Origin of the sequence: Stappia sediminis, assembly GCF_009826895.1 — a bacterium.
Taxonomy (GTDB): domain Bacteria; phylum Pseudomonadota; class Alphaproteobacteria; order Rhizobiales; family Stappiaceae; genus Hongsoonwoonella; species Hongsoonwoonella sediminis.
Genome location: NZ_WUMV01000002.1, coordinates 594,389 through 617,645, shown reverse-complemented (window position 1 = coordinate 617,645; position 23,257 = coordinate 594,389). Strand labels below are relative to the sequence as shown.

Annotated in this window: 17 protein-coding genes; 13 read left to right on the top strand and 4 right to left on the bottom strand. The window is 56.3% G+C overall.

The annotated features are described in order from the left end of the window. Positions 1 to 25: 25 nt before the first annotated feature. Positions 26 to 625 (top strand): DUF4166 domain-containing protein, encoded by a 600-nt coding sequence (locus GR183_RS06330; RefSeq protein ID WP_160774728.1) that lies wholly within the window; start codon positions 26 to 28, stop codon positions 623 to 625. 114 nt (positions 626 to 739) lie between these two features. Here the strand turns inward: GR183_RS06330 and GR183_RS06325 are convergent, their stop codons facing one another. Then, positions 740 to 2,080: a DUF4153 domain-containing protein gene (locus GR183_RS06325; protein WP_160774727.1), complete on the bottom strand. Its 1,341-nt coding sequence runs from the start codon at positions 2,078 to 2,080 to the stop codon at positions 740 to 742. Between the two features lie 531 nt (positions 2,081 to 2,611). Here GR183_RS06325 and GR183_RS06320 point away from each other — a divergent pair. Genes GR183_RS06320 through GR183_RS06300 form a run of 5 tightly spaced genes read left to right on the top strand, consistent with a single transcriptional unit; the run spans position 2,612 to position 8,805 of the window. Next, the gene (locus GR183_RS06320; RefSeq protein WP_160774726.1) at positions 2,612 to 3,688 is read left to right on the top strand and encodes a hypothetical protein; all 1,077 of its coding nucleotides are present in this window, start codon (positions 2,612 to 2,614) and stop codon (positions 3,686 to 3,688) included. 10 nt (positions 3,689 to 3,698) lie between these two features. Beyond that, positions 3,699 to 4,832, top strand: coding sequence for a hypothetical protein (locus GR183_RS06315; RefSeq protein WP_160774725.1), 1,134 nt, complete (start codon positions 3,699 to 3,701; stop codon positions 4,830 to 4,832). A 9-nt stretch (positions 4,833 to 4,841) separates the two neighbouring features. Further along, positions 4,842 to 6,788: an AAA family ATPase gene (locus tag GR183_RS06310; RefSeq protein WP_160774724.1), complete on the top strand. Its 1,947-nt coding sequence runs from the start codon at positions 4,842 to 4,844 to the stop codon at positions 6,786 to 6,788. After that, positions 6,785 to 8,140 (top strand): DUF6638 family protein, encoded by a 1,356-nt coding sequence (locus tag GR183_RS06305; protein WP_160774723.1) that lies wholly within the window; start codon positions 6,785 to 6,787, stop codon positions 8,138 to 8,140. Before GR183_RS06310 ends, GR183_RS06305 begins: the two co-directional genes overlap by 4 nt. After that, a complete protein-coding gene (locus GR183_RS06300; protein ID WP_160774722.1) occupies positions 8,137 to 8,805 on the top strand; it encodes a DUF1523 family protein in 669 nt (222 codons plus the stop codon). The genes GR183_RS06305 and GR183_RS06300 overlap by 4 nt, the downstream gene beginning before the upstream one ends. A 51-nt stretch (positions 8,806 to 8,856) precedes the next feature. Here GR183_RS06300 and GR183_RS06295 read toward each other — a convergent pair whose 3' ends face one another. Then, on the bottom strand, positions 8,857 to 9,504 hold the full coding sequence (locus tag GR183_RS06295) for a TetR/AcrR family transcriptional regulator (RefSeq protein ID WP_202395857.1): 648 nt from the start codon (positions 9,502 to 9,504) through the stop codon (positions 8,857 to 8,859). Between the two features lie 48 nt (positions 9,505 to 9,552). Here GR183_RS06295 and GR183_RS06290 point away from each other — a divergent pair, with 48 nt between their 5' ends. From GR183_RS06290 to GR183_RS06275, 4 genes are all read left to right on the top strand, one after another. Then, the gene (locus GR183_RS06290) at positions 9,553 to 10,245 is read left to right on the top strand and encodes a PspA/IM30 family protein (protein ID WP_160774721.1); all 693 of its coding nucleotides are present in this window, start codon (positions 9,553 to 9,555) and stop codon (positions 10,243 to 10,245) included. Between the two features lie 21 nt (positions 10,246 to 10,266). Further along, positions 10,267 to 10,548 carry a YiaA/YiaB family inner membrane protein gene (locus GR183_RS06285; protein WP_160774720.1) on the top strand — a complete coding sequence of 94 codons (282 nt, stop codon included), beginning with the start codon at positions 10,267 to 10,269 and terminating at the stop codon, positions 10,546 to 10,548. A gap of 54 nt (positions 10,549 to 10,602) precedes the next feature. Then, positions 10,603 to 14,001: an acyl-[ACP]--phospholipid O-acyltransferase gene (locus tag GR183_RS06280; protein WP_160774719.1), complete on the top strand. Its 3,399-nt coding sequence runs from the start codon at positions 10,603 to 10,605 to the stop codon at positions 13,999 to 14,001. 461 nt (positions 14,002 to 14,462) lie between these two features. After that, the gene (locus GR183_RS06275) at positions 14,463 to 15,146 is read left to right on the top strand and encodes a thermonuclease family protein (RefSeq protein ID WP_202395856.1); all 684 of its coding nucleotides are present in this window, start codon (positions 14,463 to 14,465) and stop codon (positions 15,144 to 15,146) included. A gap of 143 nt (positions 15,147 to 15,289) precedes the next feature. On the opposite strand, the gene GR183_RS06270 is transcribed toward GR183_RS06275, so the two are convergent. After that, complete coding sequence (locus tag GR183_RS06270) at positions 15,290 to 16,891, bottom strand: EAL domain-containing protein (protein ID WP_160774718.1); 1,602 nt, start codon at positions 16,889 to 16,891, stop codon at positions 15,290 to 15,292. Positions 16,892 to 17,055: 164 nt separating this feature from the next. Here GR183_RS06270 and GR183_RS06265 point away from each other — a divergent pair, with 164 nt between their 5' ends. The 3 genes from GR183_RS06265 to GR183_RS06255 all read left to right on the top strand — a co-directional run bounded on the left by GR183_RS06265 (position 17,056) and on the right by GR183_RS06255 (position 21,438). After that, positions 17,056 to 17,949 carry a sugar kinase gene (locus tag GR183_RS06265; RefSeq protein WP_160774717.1) on the top strand — a complete coding sequence of 298 codons (894 nt, stop codon included), beginning with the start codon at positions 17,056 to 17,058 and terminating at the stop codon, positions 17,947 to 17,949. Further along, complete coding sequence (locus GR183_RS22390) at positions 17,882 to 19,285, top strand: aq_1923 C-terminal domain (protein ID WP_512700719.1); 1,404 nt, start codon at positions 17,882 to 17,884, stop codon at positions 19,283 to 19,285. The genes GR183_RS06265 and GR183_RS22390 overlap by 68 nt, the downstream gene beginning before the upstream one ends. Positions 19,286 to 19,359: 74 nt before the next feature. After that, positions 19,360 to 21,438, top strand: a complete 2,079-nt coding sequence (locus tag GR183_RS06255) for an aq_1923 C-terminal domain (RefSeq protein ID WP_160774715.1) — start codon at positions 19,360 to 19,362, stop codon at positions 21,436 to 21,438. A gap of 30 nt (positions 21,439 to 21,468) precedes the next feature. Here the strand turns inward: GR183_RS06255 and GR183_RS06250 are convergent, their stop codons facing one another. Further along, a complete protein-coding gene (locus tag GR183_RS06250) occupies positions 21,469 to 23,253 on the bottom strand; it encodes an ABC transporter ATP-binding protein (RefSeq protein WP_312846784.1) in 1,785 nt (594 codons plus the stop codon). Positions 23,254 to 23,257 lie beyond the last annotated feature (4 nt).

Genomic DNA, 23,257 nt, shown 5'->3' with positions numbered 1-23,257 from the left:
ACCTGCAAATGAAATAGATAGGGTCATGTCCGACGTTTGTGGCACAAAGAATACGAACGGATCGAACCAGCCCACGCTGTTTCAATCCGCGCTCGCCGAGCGATGGGAACTGCTGCCTCCGCAACTCCAGGCGCTGCACAGCGTTCAAGACACTGAACGTTTTTCAGGCACGGCACGGATCACGCGTGGCTCGTCATTCATCGCTCGGCTGGCAACCTGGTTTTTCGGGTTTCCATCGGCTGGAGAAAACGTACCCGTCACGGTTACAAAAACACGCATCGCCACGGGCGAGATCTGGGAAAGAGATTTTGACAACCGGATTTTCCGCTCATACTGCACACCGGCCACCCTGCCCTGCCGTTATCGAGAGCGTTTCGGGCCTTTCATATACGAGCAGGAATTGCTTGTGAAAAACGAGGCCATGCATCTTCCGGTACGTCGCGGCTGGTTCCTGGGTATTCCGCTTCCACGCTTCCTGTTGCCCTTGAGCGAAAGCCGCGAATATGCGCGAGAGGGAATATTCCACTTCGATGTTGCGTTGTTCGCCCCGCTGGGCGGCGGTTTGGTTGTGCGTTATCGAGGAAAGCTGGTGCCTGGCGCCGGGATGCCGAAACCCTCGGCTTGAAGTTCCCGCACGATAAAAGAACCGAATGCATCTGCCGCGGTATCCGCCGCGATTTTCTCTCAAGCAACTGCTGCAACGTCGAGCAGCAACATTCCCCTTCCCGTACTTGCGCCCTTACATCAGCATCGCCAAATCATCGCGCAATCGGTGTTTGCGAAATGTCCAAGACCTCCAGTCACCGGACCCGCGGTGAAGCTCCCGACGTAACGTTTCCGCACAATTCGCGAGATCGAGCATTACCCATCCGCCACGCCGTTCCTTCTTACGCCCGGCAAGAAACGTGTCGATGGCGGGAAGTGCCGAAGCGCCAAGCCCGCACAGGTAGTTCCGATCGAGGGCGCCCCCACGCCCCGAGACCTCACGGCTATGCACGACATTGTAGTCCGCGATTATCCGGTTCAGATCCACAATGCTGCAACCGTATAGGGCAATGGCAAGCGCTATCAGGTTCGCATTGACCAGCCAGCGGTTCGACCTCGACAGGACCAGGCGCAACACGATGAGAACAAGGCCAGCGACCACAAGGCCCATCCATATGAATGCCGCCAGTCTAAGGCGCGTCAGGGAGAACGTTTCAACGTAGAGATCCAGGCGAAGAATAGCCGAGAAGATCAACACTACGTTCTGCGCAATCCAGAGGTAGATAAGTTTGCGTACCAGACGCGACATCGCCCCTTCGGCTGCATTGCGCGTGGCAAGCAGGACGAAGCCGGCCGCAAGCAATGCTGAGACTACCAGAAGATAGGCCGCTTTCTGGGCATCGGCCGCAGGGCTCACGCCTTCAGGCAATTGAGCACCACCCCATAAATAAATCATATCCAAAACCGTCTGCAGAGCGAAGACCGCGTTTAAAACAACGAGCGAGCGAACAATAAAAGCTGTCTCCACGAACCAGCTTTCCGGCAGGATGTGAATGTCCTCGCTTTCTATCCGCGCTCGGACGAAGGCCGGCACGCGAACGAATGGCGACAGGAATATGCCCAACAACACCCAGAACAGGAGCCGCCGTGGTTCCAGAGAGGCGAGCAGGCTCCGCGGATCAAGCACGCTTACCCAGGACCAAAATATCGGATTGGCCTCGGAGAATATTACGACGAACACCAATCCGAGACCCATTGGAGCGAGCCAGGATGCAGAGGCGGCACCCAGATTTTTTAATGTGTTTAAATGATGAGGCCTGCGCCACCTTTTGCGGTGGCGCCCTATTCTGGAAAGACCCGCCGTCAACAAAATGGTCATCCGGCTCGCCAGAACCGGAGGAGCAACCCGACCGTTGCCGGTCATTTTGAGCACGAACAAGGCGACGCCGCCGGCACCGATAATGACGGAAAGCGGAGTTATCGCCTCCGCTGCCGGACATAGTGAAAGGACGAGTACCGATGCCGCCAGAATTCGTTCGCGCCAGGTTGCCCGCAAACGATTAGCCAACAGAACGCCAGCAGCCAGTACCAACATGAACAATACGAATGATATGCCTATGAGCCGTTGATAAAAAAGGAAATCGGCTAGAATTATCAAGGCAAGAGCAACGGAAATTCTGATTATTATCTTTCTTGGGAATTTGAATTTCGCGAAGCCGGCTCGTGAATATAATGATGCTCGCATCTTTCGGGCCACCTATGATCGAATGAATTTATGTTCGTGCTGCCAACAGGCCGAAATCCTTGATGGATTTTCCTGGATTGATGATTGCCCATCCGCCGCGCATTGAATGCTTCTAATCGGCAAAATTGCATTTTCACCGCCACTTCCGTGCAGCATTGAAGGAAATTTGTGCAGATTTCACGCAATGGCGCGCCCTGCAAAATCGGAAATTACGGAAAATTTCACACTTCCAATAACTTTTGGGAAAGTGATTTCCGGCATATGCAGACTTTGCTCGATAATAAGCGCAACGCTTAGGCTTTGGAGCGGTTGTTAATCGTCGGTCTACAAATTAATGGTAGTCGATCAGCATTTCGTTCTGAAATTTTCAGGAAGAGGCTCATGGCAGACTTTGGCGCTCAAATTGAAAAATCGAAACAGGATGTAGCCGCCGCAAGGGCAAAGATCGACGAACTCACGTCGAAAATAGAAACTGCCCGGGAAAAGCTCGACACCGGTCAAGACATTTCAGTCGACATTGAGAACGCGACCCTTGATGACGTCCATGCCCATACGGAAATGATGGGCGCCAATATCGCAGAACTCATCATGGGTCTTGATGACGTCACGGCTAATTTCACAAAAGACTTCGATGCCATGCGCTCCAAGACCGGCTGGGAGACCTTTATCGGAATCTTCTCGAAGGCGAGAGCCGACAGTATCCGGCAAGAGCGCATGCGAAGCGCAAGTATCGATGACAAGCTGCAGGATCTGATCTCAAAGTCCAACGTCATCGGGCAGTTGCTTCAGGACCAGTTGAACACGCTTAAAGAACACAGCAAACGCGTTGAATCCAATCTTGGCGAAACGCTCACAAAGCGCGAACAGACTGTCGGTGCCCTGGAAGAGATCAAGAAGCAACTCCTTGCAATGGACCCGGAGATTATCTCTCTGGAGAACAAGATCGCCGTTGAGACCGATGCATCGGCCCGCACAAGACTGGAAGGTGAGCTTGCGCGAGTGAACGCCGACTACAACAGGCTGGTGCAAGAAGAACAGGTAAAGCTTGCCGAAAGCCAAACGCTCGAACGCTATATCGAGAAAGGCAAGACCTGGGTCGATAGCCTTCAGAATCAGGCGGCCACCCAGATGGTGTTGATTAACAAGCTCCAGACGGACACGAGGCAGCGAGTCGTCCTGTACGATGCGCTCGTCAAATCGCTGAAAACCGCGCAGCAACAGGATATCGCGCACAAGATCAACGAAATCGGAGTGGCCACGGACAAGGAAGCGCAGTCCGCCATGGCGGCCATCGGCTCTGCCACCAACCACCGCATGGCCGATATGCTGGAGCAGCACGACGAGCACATCTTGTTTGCCCGCAAGGTTCTGGAGGAAAAGGCAAAATCGGACGAACGCTTTGCCCGCCGGTTTGAGAAAATTGTCGAAAAGCACGACAAGAATGCCTACGGCGCCTGAGGGCTGAACGTTGGATCTAACACTGGATCACAGAACTTTGGAGGAGGCGCATGAAACGCGGCGCTATTTCGCAAAGTTCGAACGGATTATTGCCCACCTGAAAAGCGTCGCGAAGGGCGTTGTATCCGAAGACATCGCGCTTCAGTCCGAAATTCCGATTCTTCAAGGATATCTCGAAGCGCTGTCGGGCACCTTCACGGCGCTCTCCTACAAGTACCTTCTGGCCGGGCGCGTATCGAATTTGCTGCCGAGCCTACTGAGCATAGATCGCCAGGACAGCGGCTTTCCCGTTTACCAGGAACTGCTGCAGATGGCGAACGATGCGATGCAGGCGGAAAACCACCTGCGCTCGCTCCCTGGCTTGAAAGAGCTGAAAGTGGGGATGGTGAATCACATCCTGCGAGAACACTCCTCCCCGTTGAACCTGCAATTCGCCGCATCGCAGCGCCACTATTACGAGCGACTGGCAAACGGATGGATATTCTGGGCGCGAAATGACCCACGCTTGATCTGGACCGGGAACGTCAACCCGACACGCCGCCAATACCGACTGCACTGGGCCGTTTATGACAGCCAGCAGAATATTCCGCTCATATACATCATGGATCTGGAGGACAGCGGCAGAAAACCGTTGGCGAAGGACGAAAAAAGGTGGCCCCGCATTCAAAGCCATCTCGTGGCGCAATCATCTTCGTCATTGAAGCTTGTCACGATCGCCCGGGGCTTCGATCAGGATTTCGATGATCTGCACCCGAAAAGATTGCGACGTTTCTATATCGGCCCGATGTACAGCCGCGCCTATACCCAGCAGTCCGGTCCCTTGCGCGATGTTCTGAGCGAAGCCAGCGGCCACCCCGGCGAGGATTGGGCACTCGCATGGACAACCGAGACAATCGTGGCCTCAAGTACCGAATTGAAAGCCTCTGGCTTCTTTTCCCTGGTTGAACGCCAGGTCTATCGGCTTGATCCGTTCGCCGGACCCGGCGACCCCTTGCAAGACATCAACGGCCACACCAATCAGCAGCGATCGCTCATTCTCCCCCTGCACCCTTTTCAGATACTGAAGGAACGCAATCCACCAGGCTTTGCGAATGTCCGTAAATTCGTCGTTGGCCCGAAGGGCAAAATTCTCAGCTACAAGTAGGTTCCGCCCGTGACTGTTTCTAACGACCTCATGGAATTGAAAGAAGAAAAGATCCGGGAAAAATACCCTTTGGCGGAGGCGATGCTGGAGGGGTTCGACCATACGCCTCGCATTGCCGCAAAAAGGCAGACAAAGGATGTTCGGGAGCGCTCCAGCGGATTGGGAACGAGACGCCGGTTTCGCTCCACAACACCCGGTCTCGTGACACGGTCGACCGCGCGGCCGCAAGGCGTGCAGTTGAGCGCCCGCATTTTCGACACAGATGATGATGCAATGATCACCCCATTGCAGGCGAGTGTGCTGCGCTCGCTGCGACGGGCACTTTCGGTTGCGCAAGTGGCGTCGGACCAGTTCGCGGAACAATCCGGGCTCAGCGACCTGAAGCGCAGCAATCTCGCTGGAACGCTGGACGCTTCGCGCAAGAACCTGTTTCAGGAACTGCTAACCGCATCCGCGCTCATTTCGCTCCATGTATTTGCGAACATGACGGACTTTCTGCTGTCGGGCATCACTCCTGAGGCTGGCGAGACCGAAATCCAGAGCGGAGAAGTGGAAGAGGTCCTTCTCGACAACGATCAGCTTGCCCTGCACGGCGCCCTTTGGGAAATGGACCAGGAAATAGCGGCCGCCGCGAATTCGGACGCGCAACTGGTCGGCGTTATCACCTCATTTTGCGAAAAGCTGATGGAGAAGGTGACGCTCCGCGCTGAAGGCTCCCTGCAAGCAAGGTCGTTTTCGGAGGCAAGATATCGCGTCGAAGCCGACAATTTCGAGATCACCGGTTTTACGCCGGCAGCGCGCGCTCGCTCCTCAGTCCTGACGATGGCATTCAAGAAGCCTGAAGAGGTGGTGGGAAACCATATCGCCAAGTATCAGGCAATGAAGCTGTCAAAGATGCTTATGGCCTATGATTTTGACCGGAAGATCAACCCGTTCGCGGAGTTGGGCGGGTTCATATTCACTTTCATGGGTGACGGCAAACCGGGAACGGGCAAGACCACGCTCATTCAGATGATGGCGGGCATGATCAACGAATATTGCGCCAACGCCGGCTACGCCTTTCGCTACCAGAACCTGTCAACCGAAAGCATCGACAGCTACCAGGGCAAGTCGGCTCAAAACGCCAAGTCATTCATAAAGAATATCACCGATCCAAATGCCATCGGCTTCGGAACGATCGACGATATCGACCAGCTTGCGGGCAAGCGCGGCGACCGGCAATCATCAGCCGGCCAACTGGAAATTACCGCCGTTTTGATGGAGAGTTTCGCGGGCGCCAATACCGTTGTGCGCGGAAATTGCACCTTCGGGATGTTCTCGAATTACCCCGAGAATGTGGACGATGCGCTCAGGCAGCGCGCCGGGGCGCGCTTTCTGGTCGACGGCCCCCAGACCCGCGAAGATTACATCGATCTTCTGCATCTGCTGATCGGAAAGAACCACTCCATTCCTGTCGGCGATCATCGGCTATTCGAGGCACAAGCCATAACGAAAGCGGTTGAAGCCTCGTTCGAGCGCCATTCGCAGCCCCAGGAACTCGCCCTGTCGCAAGTCTTCGATCGTGTGCGCTTGCAAATTGGCGAACTCGATTCGATTGCTAAACTCGGCACGTACCTCAAGGCCATTCAGGAAGCGGATGAAAGGTTCACGGGCCGCGCCATCAAGAATATCACCGATGCCATCAAGGTCAGGTCCATGGATTTCGAGTTACCCGATGAATGGATGGAGAATCCGGATGTCTTTCTTTTCAAGGATTACGATACGAAGAAAAACATGATCGCCGAACTGGCCCGACCGATCACGGTCGATATGGTCATTCAGGAGATCAACCGCTACGCGGACAGCGAATTCCGCTATGCCGACAAGTCCGACGAAGCCGCGATCGAGAATGCCGTTCGCGAGATGCAGCGCATGGAGGAGGCAAAAAGGCGTTTCATGGAAGCTTCGCGCGCATGATGCGTCTCGTCAAACATGGCCTGATGTTCGGAAACCTCTATGAGGTCACTTCCACGTCCATGGTCAGCCGGTACAACCGGGCGCTGGAGCATGTTACGGGAAAGCGCACCGCCCTTGAGGAGTTTCACATCGATATTTCCGGGTTTTCTCCGGAAATCGGCGACGAATTGGATGACCCTCTATATCTTAACCCGAACGGCTGCAATCGCCAGTTCATCCTGCTTTCCGTCGAACAGAAGACAGCCCCCCTCCTCAACGCCCGTTTTTCAACGTCGCGAGCGATCCTCAGGCGCTTCATCGACGAGAATGAAGAGCAACTCTTCGCACTTTCCGTCCGCGACCCCGTGGTCGGTGAATTGGTCAACTCCGTCTATTCCGTGAAAAATCCGCGTGATCTCTTCAATTTCAGCACCATTGAAGTCGATGCGGACACTGTTGGCGGACATGTGGAAGCCGGAGATGAACTTTCAGCGAAAATCGAGCGGTTCATGACCGAGCCTGACGGCTGGTGGGATGATGTTCTCATCGCCGAAATGGTCGAATTGTCGAAACACACCGGAGACATCATTCGTACTCCGCTCAATCTTCGCTCGCAAAGCTTTGAACAGCGCAATTTCTACACATCGCTTTTTGGCGGAATCTACGTTTTCCGCGATGCCAAGGAAACGGCCTGCATCACGATCGAAAGGCTGAATAGCAAGGATGATCTGCCGGTGCAAAGCGTTCTGTCGCTGGATGATCGCCAGGCAGTAGCGTCTTTCCTGAATGTAAACGAGCTTGTGGAACCGATCTTCGACGCCAGGGACACAGACGCGCAGGGCATCTTGAAACAGAAGCTGGATTTCATCGTCATCGATGCCGCCGCGAGCAATGGAGAAGATCTCTCTTCTGTTTCCCGCCGCGATCTGCGCGCATTGAAGCGCAAATATCACAAGGCCTTACCGGAAGTATACCACGCGCTTGAAGACATTGTTCGCCGGATAGCTATCGGCACCGACTTGCCCAGACTCACGCCGGACGACGCTGCCTATTTCTATCTTTTGCGATCTCGCAATCACGCCGACAAACATTTGGTCAACATGCTTCTGTCCCAGATGACACCGCACGATTTCCGGCAGCTTTTCATTTGCCACAAGGAAGCTTTCTACGACCAGTACCGCACCTGGAGCGACGAAAAGAAGGCGTACGCTTCGAAATTCCTCGCCGACGAATACATGGTCGACAAGGTCGGGACGCGGGAAGAACTGTTCGGCCCCGAACCGGGCATGGATGAAGATGGTCAAGATTACGGTTTGGGCAAGAACATGGGTCCCTGGGGCGCCATACCGGTAGACGAAGGGGCGGATGATTGACTGGGCAATACAAATGGGTTTTGGGCGCTCCGCTAGCGTTGATCTTCATCTTTTTCGCGCACTATACGTTGCCCGGTCACGATGTGGTTCGCATCGTCGGCACCGACGTGAAGCGCATGGATATCGGCGCTTCGTCGTTATTTTGGGCCGCACCGGATGCCGGAACCAACACTGAAGGCACAAGGGATGTGCGTTTCATCAATGCCGTATGGCCGGATGGCAAACCACGCGTCTATCGCAACGAGGATACCGATTGGGGCTGGCCGCCCTACCTTAAATTCGACAGCAGCAGCGTAACGGCGCAGGCTCAGGCACTTGCTCAGCACGATAGCGCATGGGTGGCAGTTACCCATTACGGGTGGCGCATCAAGTTTTTCACGATATTCCCGAACATCATAAGCATCAGGGAAGTGTCCGGACCCGACGCTATCGTGATCCCCTGGTTCAATATCGCCTTCCTGTCGACGCTTGCAATCATTGCCATCCTGGTTTTCCATTTGGCCCGTGCTTTCAAGCGAAACAGGCTCGACCCTATCGTTGAAGGTATTGACAACCTTATCGATGACCTCGACGAAAATACCAGTGAGGCCAGAACTCACGCGCGGAAGCGTGCATCTTCGGCAGCCAGCGGCTTACGGCGCTGGTTAAAGCGTTGGTTCGGCTAACGCATATCCCGCAGAAATCTTCTTGAGCGCAATATACCCAAGGTCATGGACCTAGGCTTCGGCCAAACGTTGAACGAGAAAGTCCAGTTCCGAGGAAAGCGTATCGCCAGATAGTCCGGCGAAGCGCTCCTCCAGGCTGATCGTCACGAGTCCATGCACGGCGCCGAAGCAGGTTCTGGTGCGAGCTGCCAGTTCGTCTTCGCCCATGCTTGGGTCCAGTGCCTTAAGCTCTCCGCCGATCAAGGACAACAGGGCGACATTCGCCAGTTTGTGCTCTTCCGGGATCGATCTGCTCTCTGGCAGATGATGATCGAACAGGCCTTTCCACAATTTTGGATTCTCGCGCGAAAATTCGGAGTAGGCGTGAGCCAATGCCTTCAGACGGTCAATCGGTGTTTCAAGTCCTTCTGTCGCATTCCTCATTACCTGGTGGATGCGTTCCAGGGTGATCGAATTCACAGCAATGATAAGTGCATCGATGTCGGCGTAGTGTTTGTAGACGGAGCCGACGGAATATCCGGCTCTTTCGGCAACGCTGCGAATTTGCACGGCGTCGAGACCGCCTTCTTCCATCAGGTCGACCGCGGCGCCAAGGACGCGCTTCCGCGTCTCCTCGCTTTTCACTTTTTGAAGGCCAGCCACCAACCAATCCCCGATCAAAATTGAACATTGTTCATTTTCTACTTGACCTTGGCTCATATCTATGGCTTTGTCAAATAGTGAACATTGTTCATTTTTGGAGGAAGCATGTTCCGGAGATTGATTTCGACACTAAGGGCTCTCGTGAACGGAGCCATTGAGGAAGCCGGGGGACGCCATGACCTCGCCCTGCTTACCCAGCAGATCCGCGACGCGGGATCGAATGTTCGCGCCGCGCAAAAGGCCGTTGCCCTGGCAAAGGCTCAAAACGAGCAGGATCACAGGCGCATCGCGAAACTGAGCAATGCGATCGAGGACCTTGAAACTCGCGCAAGGTCGGCATTGGCCAAGGGCGAAGACGCGCTTGCCCGCGAAGCTGCGGAAGCGCTTGCGGTCATGGAGGCCGAGCGTGCCGCATTGTCGGATGCCGTCGAAGCCTTCAGCGCCGACATCGGCCTCTTGACGGAAAACGTTCGCTGCGCCGAAGCGCGGCTTCGCGAGCTCAAACGCGGTCATCGCGTGGCAAGCGTCAGGGAGCAGGTCCGCGCAGCCGGCGGACCAGGACCATCAGTCGAGTATTCGAGCCTTGGCGAAGCGGAAGACACTCTCTCGCGCATCAAGGAACGCCAGGAGCGTGGAACCCTCGCGGATCAGGCGCTTGCCTCGCTTTCCATCCTCGACAGGCCGAAGGAACTCGTTGCCCGGCTGGCAGATGCAGGCTGCGGCGCACCGCTTGGACCTTCAACGGACGACGTTTTGCAGCGGCTGAAATCAACCCCTCTTCTTGTCTCGAAAAACTGAACCATAGGAAGGAGAAAACCGATGCAGGACAACACGATCAAACATTCGCAGAACTGGGTCATCTTCACGACCACGAGCTTCATCGTCGCCGCGGTCATGATGGCAATCGGCATTTACAACCTGGAAGCCAGCTTCGCCGCGAAGGGCTTTTACACCATGGCGTCGATCATGCTGGTTCACACGGCCATCACTCTCACCAAGACCCTCCGCGACAGGGACGAAGCCCAGAAATTCCACAACCGACTCGAGGATGCCAAGACCGAAAAGCTTTTGAGGGACGTCGGCAGTACTGACGATGCCTAAGGGAATGCGAGCTAGCGGCCCGCAGTTGCGCCGGGCTTTGGCAAGGAGGAAGCCATGACCAATTCATTAATGAAATCCCGGCGCTTTGCGCCGCTGTTCTGGACCCAGTTCCTTTCTGCGTTCAACGATAATTTTCTGAAGAATGCGCTCGTATTCATGATCCTGTTCCAGGTCGCCAACGGCTCTGCCGCTCTGGTTTCGCTTGCAGGCGCCGTCTTCATCGCGCCATTCCTGTTCCTTTCCGCACTCGGCGGGCAGATCGCGGACCGCTGCGACAAGGCATCGGTGGCTCGGAATCTGAAACTTGCCGAGATCGGAGGGGCGGCCCTCGCGGTGGCGGGCATGGCCTTCCAATCCGTTCCAGTCCTGTTTGTCGCGCTATTTGTTTTTGGGTCCGTCTCCGCGCTGTTCAGTCCGGTTAAATACGGTATCCTTCCGGATCATCTGGATCCGGAAGAACTGCCAAGGGCAAACGCCTGGGTCGAGGCTGGTACATTCCTCGCCATTTTAGGCGGTACAATATCCGCAGGCCTCCTGTTTGCCCGCAACAATGCCACGCTCGCCTTCGCGCCGCTCATGTTGACGCTTGCCGTCGGATGTTACCTCGTCAGCCGGAAAATCCCTTCCACCCAGGCTGCAGCGCCCGATCTTCGCCCCGACTGGAACGTCCTGAAATCCACCAGGAATATCCTCGCGGATCTTTTCCGTGACCGGCGCCTCTTCCGCGTCGCGGTCATGAGTTCCTGGTTCTGGCTGGTTGGCGCAGTCGTCCTGTCCGTTCTCCCCGTAATCGTGAGGGATACCCTCGGCGGTGGAGAGACGATGGTCACGTTCTTCCTGACCGTCTTCGCGCTGTCCATTGGCATCGGTTCGGCGATTGCCGCGTGGTTTTGCGCGGGACGCGTCGTATTGCTTCCCGCAGTGCTGGGCACGGCCTTGATGGCTGTCTTCTGCCTTGATGTCCATTTCGCCCTAAACGGCTTCGCGACTGTGTCGAGCGCGGTCACCTTTAGCGACTTCATATCCCAGCCCGGTGTGTTGCGGGTCGCGGTAGACATGACGGGGCTCGCAATCTCGGGCGCCTTGCTGGCAGTTCCGACCTTTACGGCCCTGCAGGCTTGGGCTGCCCCGCAACACCGTGCGCGCACCATTGCCGGTGCCAATGCTCTCGGTGCGGCTGTAATGGCGGCCGGTGGGGCTGCACTCGCCTTCGCGCAGAACCTCGGGCTGGGCACATCCAATGTCATGCTCATTCTGGCCGGGTTCAGCGCGCTTGCGGCAATCGTCATGTTCAAGAAACTGCCGACGGACCCCTTTCGCGACCTGGTCTCCATCATCTACCGCGCCTTCTTCCGCCTGGAGGTAAAAGGCCTTGAAAACCTGGAAAAAGCCGGTGAGGCGCCAATCCTGGCTTTGAACCATGTAAGTTATCTCGATGCTGCAGTCGCACTTACCCTGACCGACAAGGCACCCACTTTTGCCGTCGACTATCACGTTGCACAACGACCCTGGATCCGCCCGTTCCTGAAGCTGGCGAATGCCTTGCCGATCAACCCGGCGAAACCCATGGCAACGCGATCCCTCATCAAGGTGGTCGGATCGGGAGAACCAATGGTGATTTTCCCCGAAGGGCGGATCACGGTTACCGGAAGTCTGATGAAGGTTTACGACGGCGCGGCCATGGTGGCCGACAAGACCGGCGCGAAAATCCTGCCGATCCGCATCGACGGTCTGGAAAAAACGCCGTTTTCATACCTGAGCCCGAGCCAGATCCGGAAGAAACTCTTCCCAAAGGTCAAGGTCACCATCATGGAGCCGCAGGAACTGACGGTCGCGGCCGACTTGAGGGGCCGCAAGCGACGCGCCGCCGCCGGTACGAAGCTTTATGAGATCATGTCCAACCTGATCTTCGAAACGAGCTTGCCGACGGACAAGACGATCGTGGAGCGGGTCGTCGAGACCGCCCGGGAGCGTGGCATGTCCGAGACAGCGGTCGAGGATCCCGTGTCAGGCCGCCTCTCCTACGGCAACCTCCTGACCGGGACGTCTGTTTTGGCACGCAAGCTTTCCCGGATATTGGGTGACGAGGAAACCGTGGGCGTGATGTTGCCGAACGCCAATGGAGCCGTTGTGACGACACTTGCGCTGATGTCAGCGGGCAAGATCCCGGCGATGATCAATTTCACCTCCGGTACGCGAAACGTCATTTCCGCCTGCCACACTGCAAAGGTAACCAAGGTTCTGTCATCACGCGCCTTCGTCACCCAGGCCAAGCTCGATGCGCTCGTCGATGAGGTCGGCCGGGAAGTCGAATTCATATGGCTGGATGATATCCGCTCGGAAATCAGCCTGTCCGACAAGATCATGGGAAGGTTGAACCGTACGCGCCCCCTTGAGAAGCGCTCGATCGGCGACGTGGCCGTCATCATGTTCACCTCCGGCTCCGAAGGTCAGCCGAAGGGCGTGGTGCTCAGCCACGCGAACGTACTGGCGAACGCCACCCAGGCGGCGGCACGCATCGATTTCACACCGAGCGACAAGGTCTTCAATGTCCTGCCGATGTTCCATTCCTTCGGACTGACCGCCGGAACGATCCTGCCATTGGTATCGGGCGTGCCGATCTTCCTTTATCCCTCGCCGCTGCATTACCGCATCGTTCCTGAGCTGATCTATGCATCGAATGCCACGATCCTTTTCGGTACGGATACTTTCCTGAACGGATACGCTCGTGTGGCGCATGCCTACGATTTCCGCTCCCTGCGCTATTGCTTCGCAGGCGCCGAACCTGTGAAACCCACGACGCGCCAGACATACATGGAACGTTTCGGGATCCGTATCCTTGAAGGTTACGGCGTAACGGAAGCAGCGCCCGTGGTTGCGATAAACACGCCCATGTACAACAAGGTCGGCACGGTAGGGAAACTGATGCCAGGGATCGAGGCTCGCCTTGAGGATGTACCAGGCGTGGATGATGGCGGCCGTCTTTACATTGCCGGTCCAAACATCATGGTCGGCTATATTTTGCCGAACAATCCTGGCGTCATCGTTCCCTTGGCCGATGGCTGGCACGATACAGGCGACATTGTCGGCATCGATGAGGACGGCTTCGTTTCCATCAAGGGCCGCGCCAAACGCTTTGCCAAGATCGGCGGTGAAATGGTTTCGCTGTCGGCCGTCGAGGAGATTGCCGGACTCATCTGGCCTGGTCACCTCTCGGCCGTCGCTGCCGTCAAGGATGAGCGCAAAGGCGAAAAGCTGATCCTCATCACTGATTGTGCGTCCGCGTCCAGAGCGGATTTCCTGAACCATGCCAAAGCGAATGGTGCCCAGGACCTGATGGTGCCCGCCGAAGTGCGGATTGTTGAAAAAGTGCCGATCCTCGGATCTGGAAAGCTCGACTTCGCAGGCGTGAACAGGTTGGTGAAAAATCTCCAGACTTCTGAAGCAGCCTGAACTCATTGCGAAAATTGCCTTCACAACAGAAAGTCCCTATCCAGGCAGGGGCCTTCTTGATCGGGCCTAGAGCGCTTTCCACGAAAGCGGGACCGCTTTCGAGACAAGAACTCTCTATAAAATCAATGCTTTGAGCATATCCCGCGAAACCTGATTCAGGTTTCGCGGGATATGCTCTCGGTTGGGAGCCCAAACAACGAGGCGTAGCGCCTGAGAGTCGGACACTCGGCCTCCATAGCGTCGATTACTGGTTGATATTAACTATACTTACGTAGAGTTATTGATCGTCATATTGGATTTCTGCATCGTTAATATTGTGCACACAAAGCTTATGCAGCGCTTGTCTCATAACCAAACAGCTTCTCTAATTTTGATTTCTATGTAATTTCGAATTATTCCCGCAAATAGATTATGCAACGAGGAAACGCCTGCTTGAAGCTTTGAAACCCGGGGGTGCTTCAATGGGCGAGATATTACGTTTCAATCAATCACGGTCCAAAAAACGAATAAGATCGTTATTCAATCCCGGCAAGGAGGGAGAACGGAGCCGATACCTTGCCAAGTGGCCGGAATGGACCCCTTTGGTCGGCCTGGTGTGCGTCGCCGGCATTATGGTCGGCGGCTATGAACTGGCAGAAAGGGATTTATTCACCTCGCATCGCGAACGGACCCACAAGACGGTTTCCGAACCAGGATCACAGATCGTATCCCGGGCTGTAAAAGGTGAGCTCATCGGGCGCGCTTCCGTCATCGATGGGGACACGATCGAAATCCAGGGCGAGCGTATTCGGTTCAACGGAGTGGATGCTCCGGAATCTTTCCAGAATTGTGCGGACAGTGCCGGATACAATTATAGGTGCGGAGCTGTTGCGGCGCGCGAACTGTCCCAATTTCTTGCGCGGTCAAGCCCGACGCGCTGTCAGTTCTTAACCCGTGATCGATATGGACGCATTGTCGGCGATTGCTTTCGGGCAGACGGCCGAAGCATCGCTTCCTGGCTAGTCCGAAACGGGCATGCAATTGACTGGCCGCGTTATAGCGGCGGGAAATACTCGACCGAACAAAGGGCCGCGCAAGCAGAAAAACGAGGTATTTGGCAAGGTACATTCGAGGCGCCTTGGGATTGGCGACGAAAAAACCGCTAAAATCCGTGGTGTGCCGTGCTTGAGAAAATGCACAATCGCCACAATGGTGGCAACCTCTCAAATCAGCACATGCCGCAGCCGGGATGAAGTCGTAGACGGTTGAGCGCGCTTCGTTGGGCCAGCGCTCCTTCAATAACTGACCGTCAGCTTGCGAGTTTACCCTGTTGTCCCGCGCCGATTTCCTGAGGCTTGGTGGAAAGGGCTTGAGCAAGTTCAAGGAAAAGTTTCGCCGGAAGCGCGGGCGCGAAGACAAACCCTTGCGCCGCCGAAACGCCGAGCGCACGCAGTCGCTCGATTTGCTCCACGTTCTCAACGCCTTCGGCGATGATGCCCATCCCGAGATTGTCGGCAAGCTCGACCAGAGTATCGACGATCGTCGTCGAATTGTCGTCGGTGCCGAGATAGTCGATAAACATCTTGTCTATCTTGATGATATCGATGCCGAGCCTTTGCAGATAGGCAAGTCCGCCGTGACCGGTCCCAACGTCGTCAAGTGCGACGCGTACGCCTAGCGCCTGCAATTCGGCAATGATCTTGCGCGCGACGTCCATGTTGCCCAAAGGCTGACGCTCAGTCACCTCAACAACGATCTGCTGATAGGCGATTTTCGAGCCACCGTAGATTTCCACGATGTCGTCAATAATCTGGCGGTCGTCGAAATGCCCGGCGAACAGGTTCACCGATAGTTTGTAGTCCGGATTGTCGTGATAAAGGTCCTCCATCTCCGCCCTGGTTTTACGCATGATCTGGCGTGTCATTTCGAATATATGACCGGAGGTTTCGGCGAACGTCATGAACTGTCCCGGCGATATGATCGATCCGTCAGGCCGCAGCCAGCGGATAAGCACTTCACACCCCCTCAATCTGCCGGTTTCTATGTCCATGACCGGTTGATAGTAGGGGATGAATTCGCTGTTGCGAATTGCCTGGACGAATTCGTCCTCGGCTTCACTGCCCGGCTTCCAGGATATCCAAACGCCACCCATGACGAAGAGGATCGCGAAGCCCGCACTCGCGATCGCCGAAATGACCTTGAGATCGCGCACAAGATGGCTGGCCGCCGATGACGGCGCCGTAACGACTGCGCTCAGCGGATATTTCTCGGAAATCACTGTCTCGGTCATTGGAAGATCGGCATCGTAGCCTTCAAGTCCCCCCTCTCCCGACCTAAGCCAGAGAACGTCGCCCCCCAGTGTCAGCTCTACGTGCCGGAATGATCGGAGAAAATCGGCCCCCGGATCAATAGCAATGGAGGCAGGTGCGATCTCCGCGAAAAGCCGGATGCCGTTTTCAAGCCGCCAGCTTACAAGCGCGACCCGGGCGCCCTCGAAACCGCTCGTCAGCATGCCAATACCGACAAGCGGCGCTTCCGGTCTGAGAACGGGCAACACCGCCTCGCCGTTCAACGGCTGATCGGGCACGATGCACATGCGGATGCCGTCGAAATCGACAAGGCCGATCTTTTGCAGGAATGGCGCGTCCGAAAGCGCATTGCGAAACCGCGCCCGGTCGGCATTGGAACAAGTTGTCGCGCCATCACGATGAAGCATCTGCAGGTTTTTGACAGCTTCGTCGATCGCCTTTTCGGAGCGCGCGATATAGCGCTTGGCGATTGCCGCCATCTCGGCGCGCGCCTGATTTTCGGCAAACCTGTTGAGTACGAAATTCGCAGCAACCAGCGGCGCGATCGCGAGTACGAGCGCGATAGCAAGAGAGCGCAGGAAAAGTGCGTATCTTCGCGACACTGGTAGGTTCCAAGGATTTAGATCGCGCAAAGTATCCCTAAAGATAGTAAATGCGGACTGAACGCCGCGTGGTCCCGAAAGGTTTTTGCCTCTTCCCCCTCAAACGGATACTCGTATGACGGACAAGCGAATTCACCCAACGAATCTGCCGGAGTCGCCATCCGATGCAAGCCCTGTTCATAGGCCAAGCGTATATAGACGTCACATTTTTGACGGATCAGTTACCGGTAGGCGATGAAAAAGCGATCGCCGAGGATTACGCAATCAGCTTCGGCGGCAACGCCGTTACGGCAGCCTTCGCCTGTGCAAAACTCGGAATCCATCCGGATTTGATGTGCTCGCAGGCCGACGACTGGCTGTCACGCATGTTTCTCGACATGGCCGCGAAATACGGCATCTCGATTCACGGCCGCAAGGTCCACGAATCATCGCTTTCCTTCATCATGCCGAAAGAAGGAAAGCGCGCCATCGTACGTTGCCGGGACAATAATTTCCTGCACCCCTTTCAGGAATTGAACCTTACAGGATGCAGGGCGCTTCATCTCGACGGGCACATGCCGGACGCTGCGCTTCACTATGCAAAAAAATGTCGGAATGCGGGGATCTTGACTTCACTGGATGGTGGAACTATCCGCGATAACACCATGGAAATCCTGGAATTTATAGATATAGCTGTCGTCTCGGAGCTGTTCTGCGAGAAGCTGGGCGAAACTCCAACCCATACGCTTGAATTTCTACGTTCGAAAGGCTGCAAGGTCGGAGGGGTCACGCTCGGCGAGCGTGGAATCCATTGGTTCGAAGGAAGCGGCGCCATCCAGTTCCTCCCCTCGCTCTTCGTGCCCGCGGACCAAATCGTCGATACGAATGGCGCCGGCGACATTTTTCATGGAGCATATGTGTACTCCTACCTTGCAGCGCCCGACCGCAGCTGGGCGGAGCATTTCCGATTCGCGCGGGCCGCCTCTACGCACTCGATCCGGTATTTGGGCAATGAGGCAAGCCTTCCGACGCTGGCCGATGTGGAAGCCGCCGCTAAATCATGGCGTGAGGCCGACTAGCCGGGTGCGCCGCAAGAAGATCCCATGCGCCGACCGGAAGTCGGCCAATCAAATGGCGGCCGACGGCTTGTCGCGGTCGCATTCCTGTCGCATCGTAAGTGGCCGCAGGCAGGGAGCGGTCAACAATCGAGGCCATATTCATGGAGCTGCAATGATGCAATTCAGACTGAGAAATCGCGCCCTCGCTGTTACACTGGCCTGCGGCGTTGCCTTCAGCTGGCCGGCGCTGGCCTTTGACCCTACCGGAAATGCGACTGCCGATCACTTCCTGAAAACGGTTGAAGCAGGTGGAGCCACCGTAAGCGGCATCGGATCCGTTTCGCAAGATGGAGACGGTATTCAAATCAACGATCTGTCGGTCGACATCAGGGAAAATGAAAAGGCCGCAAAACTGGTTGTCGGGCAAACCATGTTGCGGAATGCGAGCGTACTCGACAATGATCGGCTGTCCGTCGGTTTGCTTGAAATGACCACAATCACTATCGAAGCCGATGATGGCGGCCTGACCGTTCAGGGCCTCAAAACGACGGACACGGTATTGCCCTCACCCGAGGAGGTATCCAAGGCAGGCACGAGCAACGCCGTCGCTCCGCTTTATCGCTCGGCCGAAGTCAACGGCATCGAAATCCAGACGGATGACCAAGGTGTCGTTCCGATCGAACAGATCAAAGTGACCGTGGATGCGATGGACGGGGATTTGCCGACCGCGGGAACAATCTCCATGCGCGGCCTCAAACTTTCGCGCGACGAACTGGACGATGACGGAAAGAAGATGCTCACCGACCTCGGCTATGAGGAAGTGAGCCTCGCGGTTCACGGTGTCGGCAAATGGACGCCTGACGATGGCAGGCTCAACATGGAGAGGATTTCCATATCCGGAGAAAATGTTGCCGATCTTTCCCTTTCCGCCAGGATCAACGGCGTCACTCGCGACCTGGTGGAAAAGCTCGACAAGGCGCAGGGCAACGCTCAGGAAGCAATGGGGCTGCTCCAGGGACTTTCAATCGAGCACCTTTCGATCGACCTGCAGAACAAATCCGTAATCGAACGTGTGCTCGACATGCAAGCTGCCGAAGCGGGTACGGATCGCGCTGCATTCGTGGGACAGTTGACGGGCGCTCTGCCGCTGTTGCTCTCGATCCTCAACAATCCGCAGTTTCAAGATAAGGTCGCAACCGCTCTTACCACATTCCTGAATGAGCCGAATTCGCTCAGAGCGGTCGCGGCACCGGCAAATCCGGTGCCTGTCGCGCAGATTATCGGCGCGGCGATGATCGCACCGCAAACCCTGCCCGATATCCTCAGTGTGGATATCCAGGCAAACCAGAGCCAGTAGCAGCGATTTCCAAGGGGGCACGATGCGGCCCCCTTTTTTCGTTCAGATATGCAATACACCGAAAGCCCGGCGCCATGACGATACCTTACGGGAATGCCAAGACCACGGTCGCGCTATCGCTCCTGTTCCTGACGGTCGAGAGCGCCGCCTCACTCGCCAATCCGGCGACCGATACGATCGGTCAATGGTTCGAAACGTTACGCGGCCTCGGGGCAAAGACGGCAACATACGAACGTCTTGAGGAACGCGGCCCCGACGGAGCCGCATTGATCGGGGCGGAAATCGTTTTTCCCCTCGGCTTCGAATTGCCGGAAGGCGGAAGCTTCGATGCAGCGATAACGATCAGACTTCCCGAAACAATCCTGAGCGGTCTCGAAGCGGCCTCCGAGGGCGTGACGATAGGGCGGTGGGAAGCGCCGGGAACGGCGGAGGTCGAGGCCAAGGGCACCATAGTCGAAACGGGAGGTGGTGAAACGGTCGACAAATCCTACCCCTTCAACATTGTGATCAAACAGACCGATACCGTTTCCACGGATTATTTTCTGCCCGCATTTCCGCAAATTCAGGACGATCCAAGCAAACCTATTTCGAAGTATTTCGAATGGCTTCGCTGGGCGGTCGCCATCCGCGGTGCGGAGGCAAGCTCCGCCAGCGTGGAGATCCTCAGCAGGGAAATGCCCGACGGCTCTCAAGGCTACGATCGATACGAAGACATTCGCAGTGTCGGCATATCGAATGGGCACGTTGAGTCCTATAGCATCGGGAGTTTCATTTCCGAGCAAACGTTTTCCGTCGGCGATGGTGCGGAAGCCATCGATATGACGATCCGCCAGGAAGCGAAGAATTCCATCAGTCGTGGATTGGACATCAAGCCGATTTTGCGCGCGTTCTCCATTCTGCCCGCTGCTGGCGCCGATTTCGGGGGAACAATGCTCGAGGCGTCGGAAATCAACGAGATCTCCGTCTCTTTCCATGAAGGAAAAGCCGCGATCCAGAAGATCGAGATGGATGGTTTCTCACTCGATCCGGACGCAGGCGCATTCGATCTCGGTGGGTTTCTCGATTCGCTCGCGCTCGGTGAACTGGAGAACGCGAGCGAAGAGGAACTGATCGCCAAGGCCCGCGACGGTCTGGCGATCCTTGGCGGCATGACCCTTGCCCGTCTCGATATCAACGCCGTTGCCGTGGAAGCGATGAATATCAATGGCGTCATAGAAAGCATGGGCGGACTGGGACTATCCTACGAAGGGGTTGAGCGCGCGTTCATACGCGGCGTCTCCTTCAAGGGTCCGGATATGGTTTCCTTTGGCCTGAACCGCTTTGAACTGTCGGACTTGCGTCTTGCGGAGCTTCCCAGATATGTCGACCTCGCGGTCGCAAGTGCTGGAGGGCAAGAGCCAGAGCTTTACGATATTCTTCCGATCATCCCGCGGCTTGGGGGACTTGAAATCGAGGGCCTTGACATATCGGCACCCGAAATTGCGGAACACATCTCGCTCGAGAATTATCGCCTTTCGGCATCCGGATTTATCGATCCTATCCCGACAGATGTGTCGAGCAGAACGGACAAGCTTTCCTTCCCGGTATCCCTTCTCGAGGATCAAGACGCGCGCGCCCTGCTGGAAGGGATGGGGATTGAGCAGGTTATCTATGATGACGAACTGCACATCAACTGGAATGAAGAAACGCAGGATTTGTCGCTCGAACGCCTCTCGTTCGTTATGAAGGATGGAATAAAGGCTCGCGCAGACCTCGTGATCGGCGGGATACCGCGTCTTGTTTTCGAAAGGCCGGATCAGGCGCAAGTCGCTCTTGCCACGGCGACGATCAAGAGCGGGACAATTGAAATTTCCGACGCGACCGTGGTTGCGGCAATGATAACGAAGGAAGCTGAAAAGGCGAATCAGTCCGCCGATACCCTCGCGCTCGGCCTTGCGGACCAGGCGCAAAATGCACTCGGGCCTGCGGCCGATACCAGCTTCGGGCGCGACCTTCGCGAAGCGGTGAAGACGTTCCTGACAAATCAGAAGAGGATCGAGCTTTCCATCAGGCCGGACGCACCGGTTCCCCTTGCCCAGGTCATCGGGATGCTGGCAACCGCGCCCGGCCAATTGCCCCAGACACTGGGCGCGACAATCACTGCCGCGAAGTAGAAGCTATCGAAAACGCCCGACAGGCTTTACTTACGCCGCCGCGTCGGGCGTGCGGAACTGCAGATCGCAAAGCCTGCGGTAAATCCCGTCTGCGGCGAAGAGTTCGTCGTGGGTTCCCTCCTCCACCACCTTTCCCCGGTCGAGGACAACGATCTTGTCGGCGTCGCGAACCGTCGCAAGCCGGTGAGCGATAACCAGCGTCGTGCGGCCCGCCATCAGGCGTGACAGCGCCGACTGGATTTTCGCTTCCGCTTCCGCATCCAGTGCCGACGTCGCTTCGTCCAGCAGCAGTATCGGCGCATCGCGAAGCATGGCCCTCGCGATGGCGATGCGTTGCCTCTGACCGCCGGACAGTTGCAAGCCGCCCTCACCGGCCGACGCACCGTAACCGCCGGGCAGTTCCATGATGAAACCATGGGCATTGGCCGCTTTTGCAGCCTCCATGATTTCAGCTTCGCTTGCATCAGTTCGGCCAAGCGCGATGTTGTCGCGGATACTGAGGTCGAAAAGGAATGTATCCTGGTTCACAAGCGCGATGTTGTCGCGCAGGGATGCCAGTGTCACATCCCGAATATCGATCCCATCGATGGAAATCGACCCGCTTTCAACATCGTAAAAGCGCTCGAGCAGGGAAAAAGCCGTCGACTTGCCGGCCCCCGACGCACCGACGAGCGCCGTTACCTTTCCGGGTGGGGCAACCATCGAAAATCCGGTCAGCGCCGGCGCGTCCTTGTAGCGGAAAACGATATTTTCAAAAGCCACTTCGCCCCTTTCGACCGTGAAATTACGCGCATCCGGCTTGTCGCGAAGGACGACAGGACGATCGAGCAGCTCATACATCAGCCGCACCCCGACTAGCTGGTTGCTCAGTGCGACGTTCAACCTCGCAAGCCGTTTGGCCGGCTCGTAGGAAAGAAGCAGCGCCGTAATGAACGCGAAAAAGCCGCCGGGGTCCTTGTCGAGTTCGATTACGCTATATCCGCCGTAGAGGATGATCCCGGCGACAGCCAGTCCGCCCAGCGTTTCCATGATCGGTGAAGTCCGCGCGGTCAGCCTGGCAATCTTGTTCGATTGAACTTCGACGTCGCCGATCGCCTTGTCCATCCGCTCCTTGAGGAACCCTTCCACCCCGAAGGCCTTCACGATCCGTATGCCGCTTGCGGTCTCTTTCACCAGGGACAAAATGTCGGTCATCGAAACGAATTGCGATTTGGCGACCTTTCGGACCCTGCGCACCAGCTTCGTCACCAGGATGATCACCGGCGGCATGATCACAAGCGCGATAACGCTCATGACAGGGTCCTGGGCGATCATCACGAAAAGCAGGCCGATGAGGGTGAAGACATCGCGCCCAAGGCTCGTGATGACCATTTCCAGCGCGGCGCGCGCAGCGCGCGAGTTATGGGAAAGGCGCGTGCCGATATCGCCGAAAGAGGTTTCGTCGAAATACGTCAGCCCCTGCTGAACGACATGTTGGTAGATCCGCCGCTGCAGATTGGCGATCATGTTGTTGCCGATGCGCTGGAGCAGCAGCGTCTGACCGTAGGTGGCAGCCCCCTTGACGACGAATATGACGACGACCGCCGCTGCGATGGCATAAACCATCGTGATTTCACGATTGATGAAGACCTCGTTCACCACATCCTTCATGATCCAGGCCGTAGCCGCCGTCGTCGCGGCGACGAGACCCATGAAGACGAATGCCAGCATGTATTGGGGAACATAAGCCCGAGCGTTTTCGGAAACGAGGCGGCCGATCAGGGCCGGAGCGCCATCCGGATCTTCAACCAAGCGGGCCAGGAAACGTTTCAGCACGAAT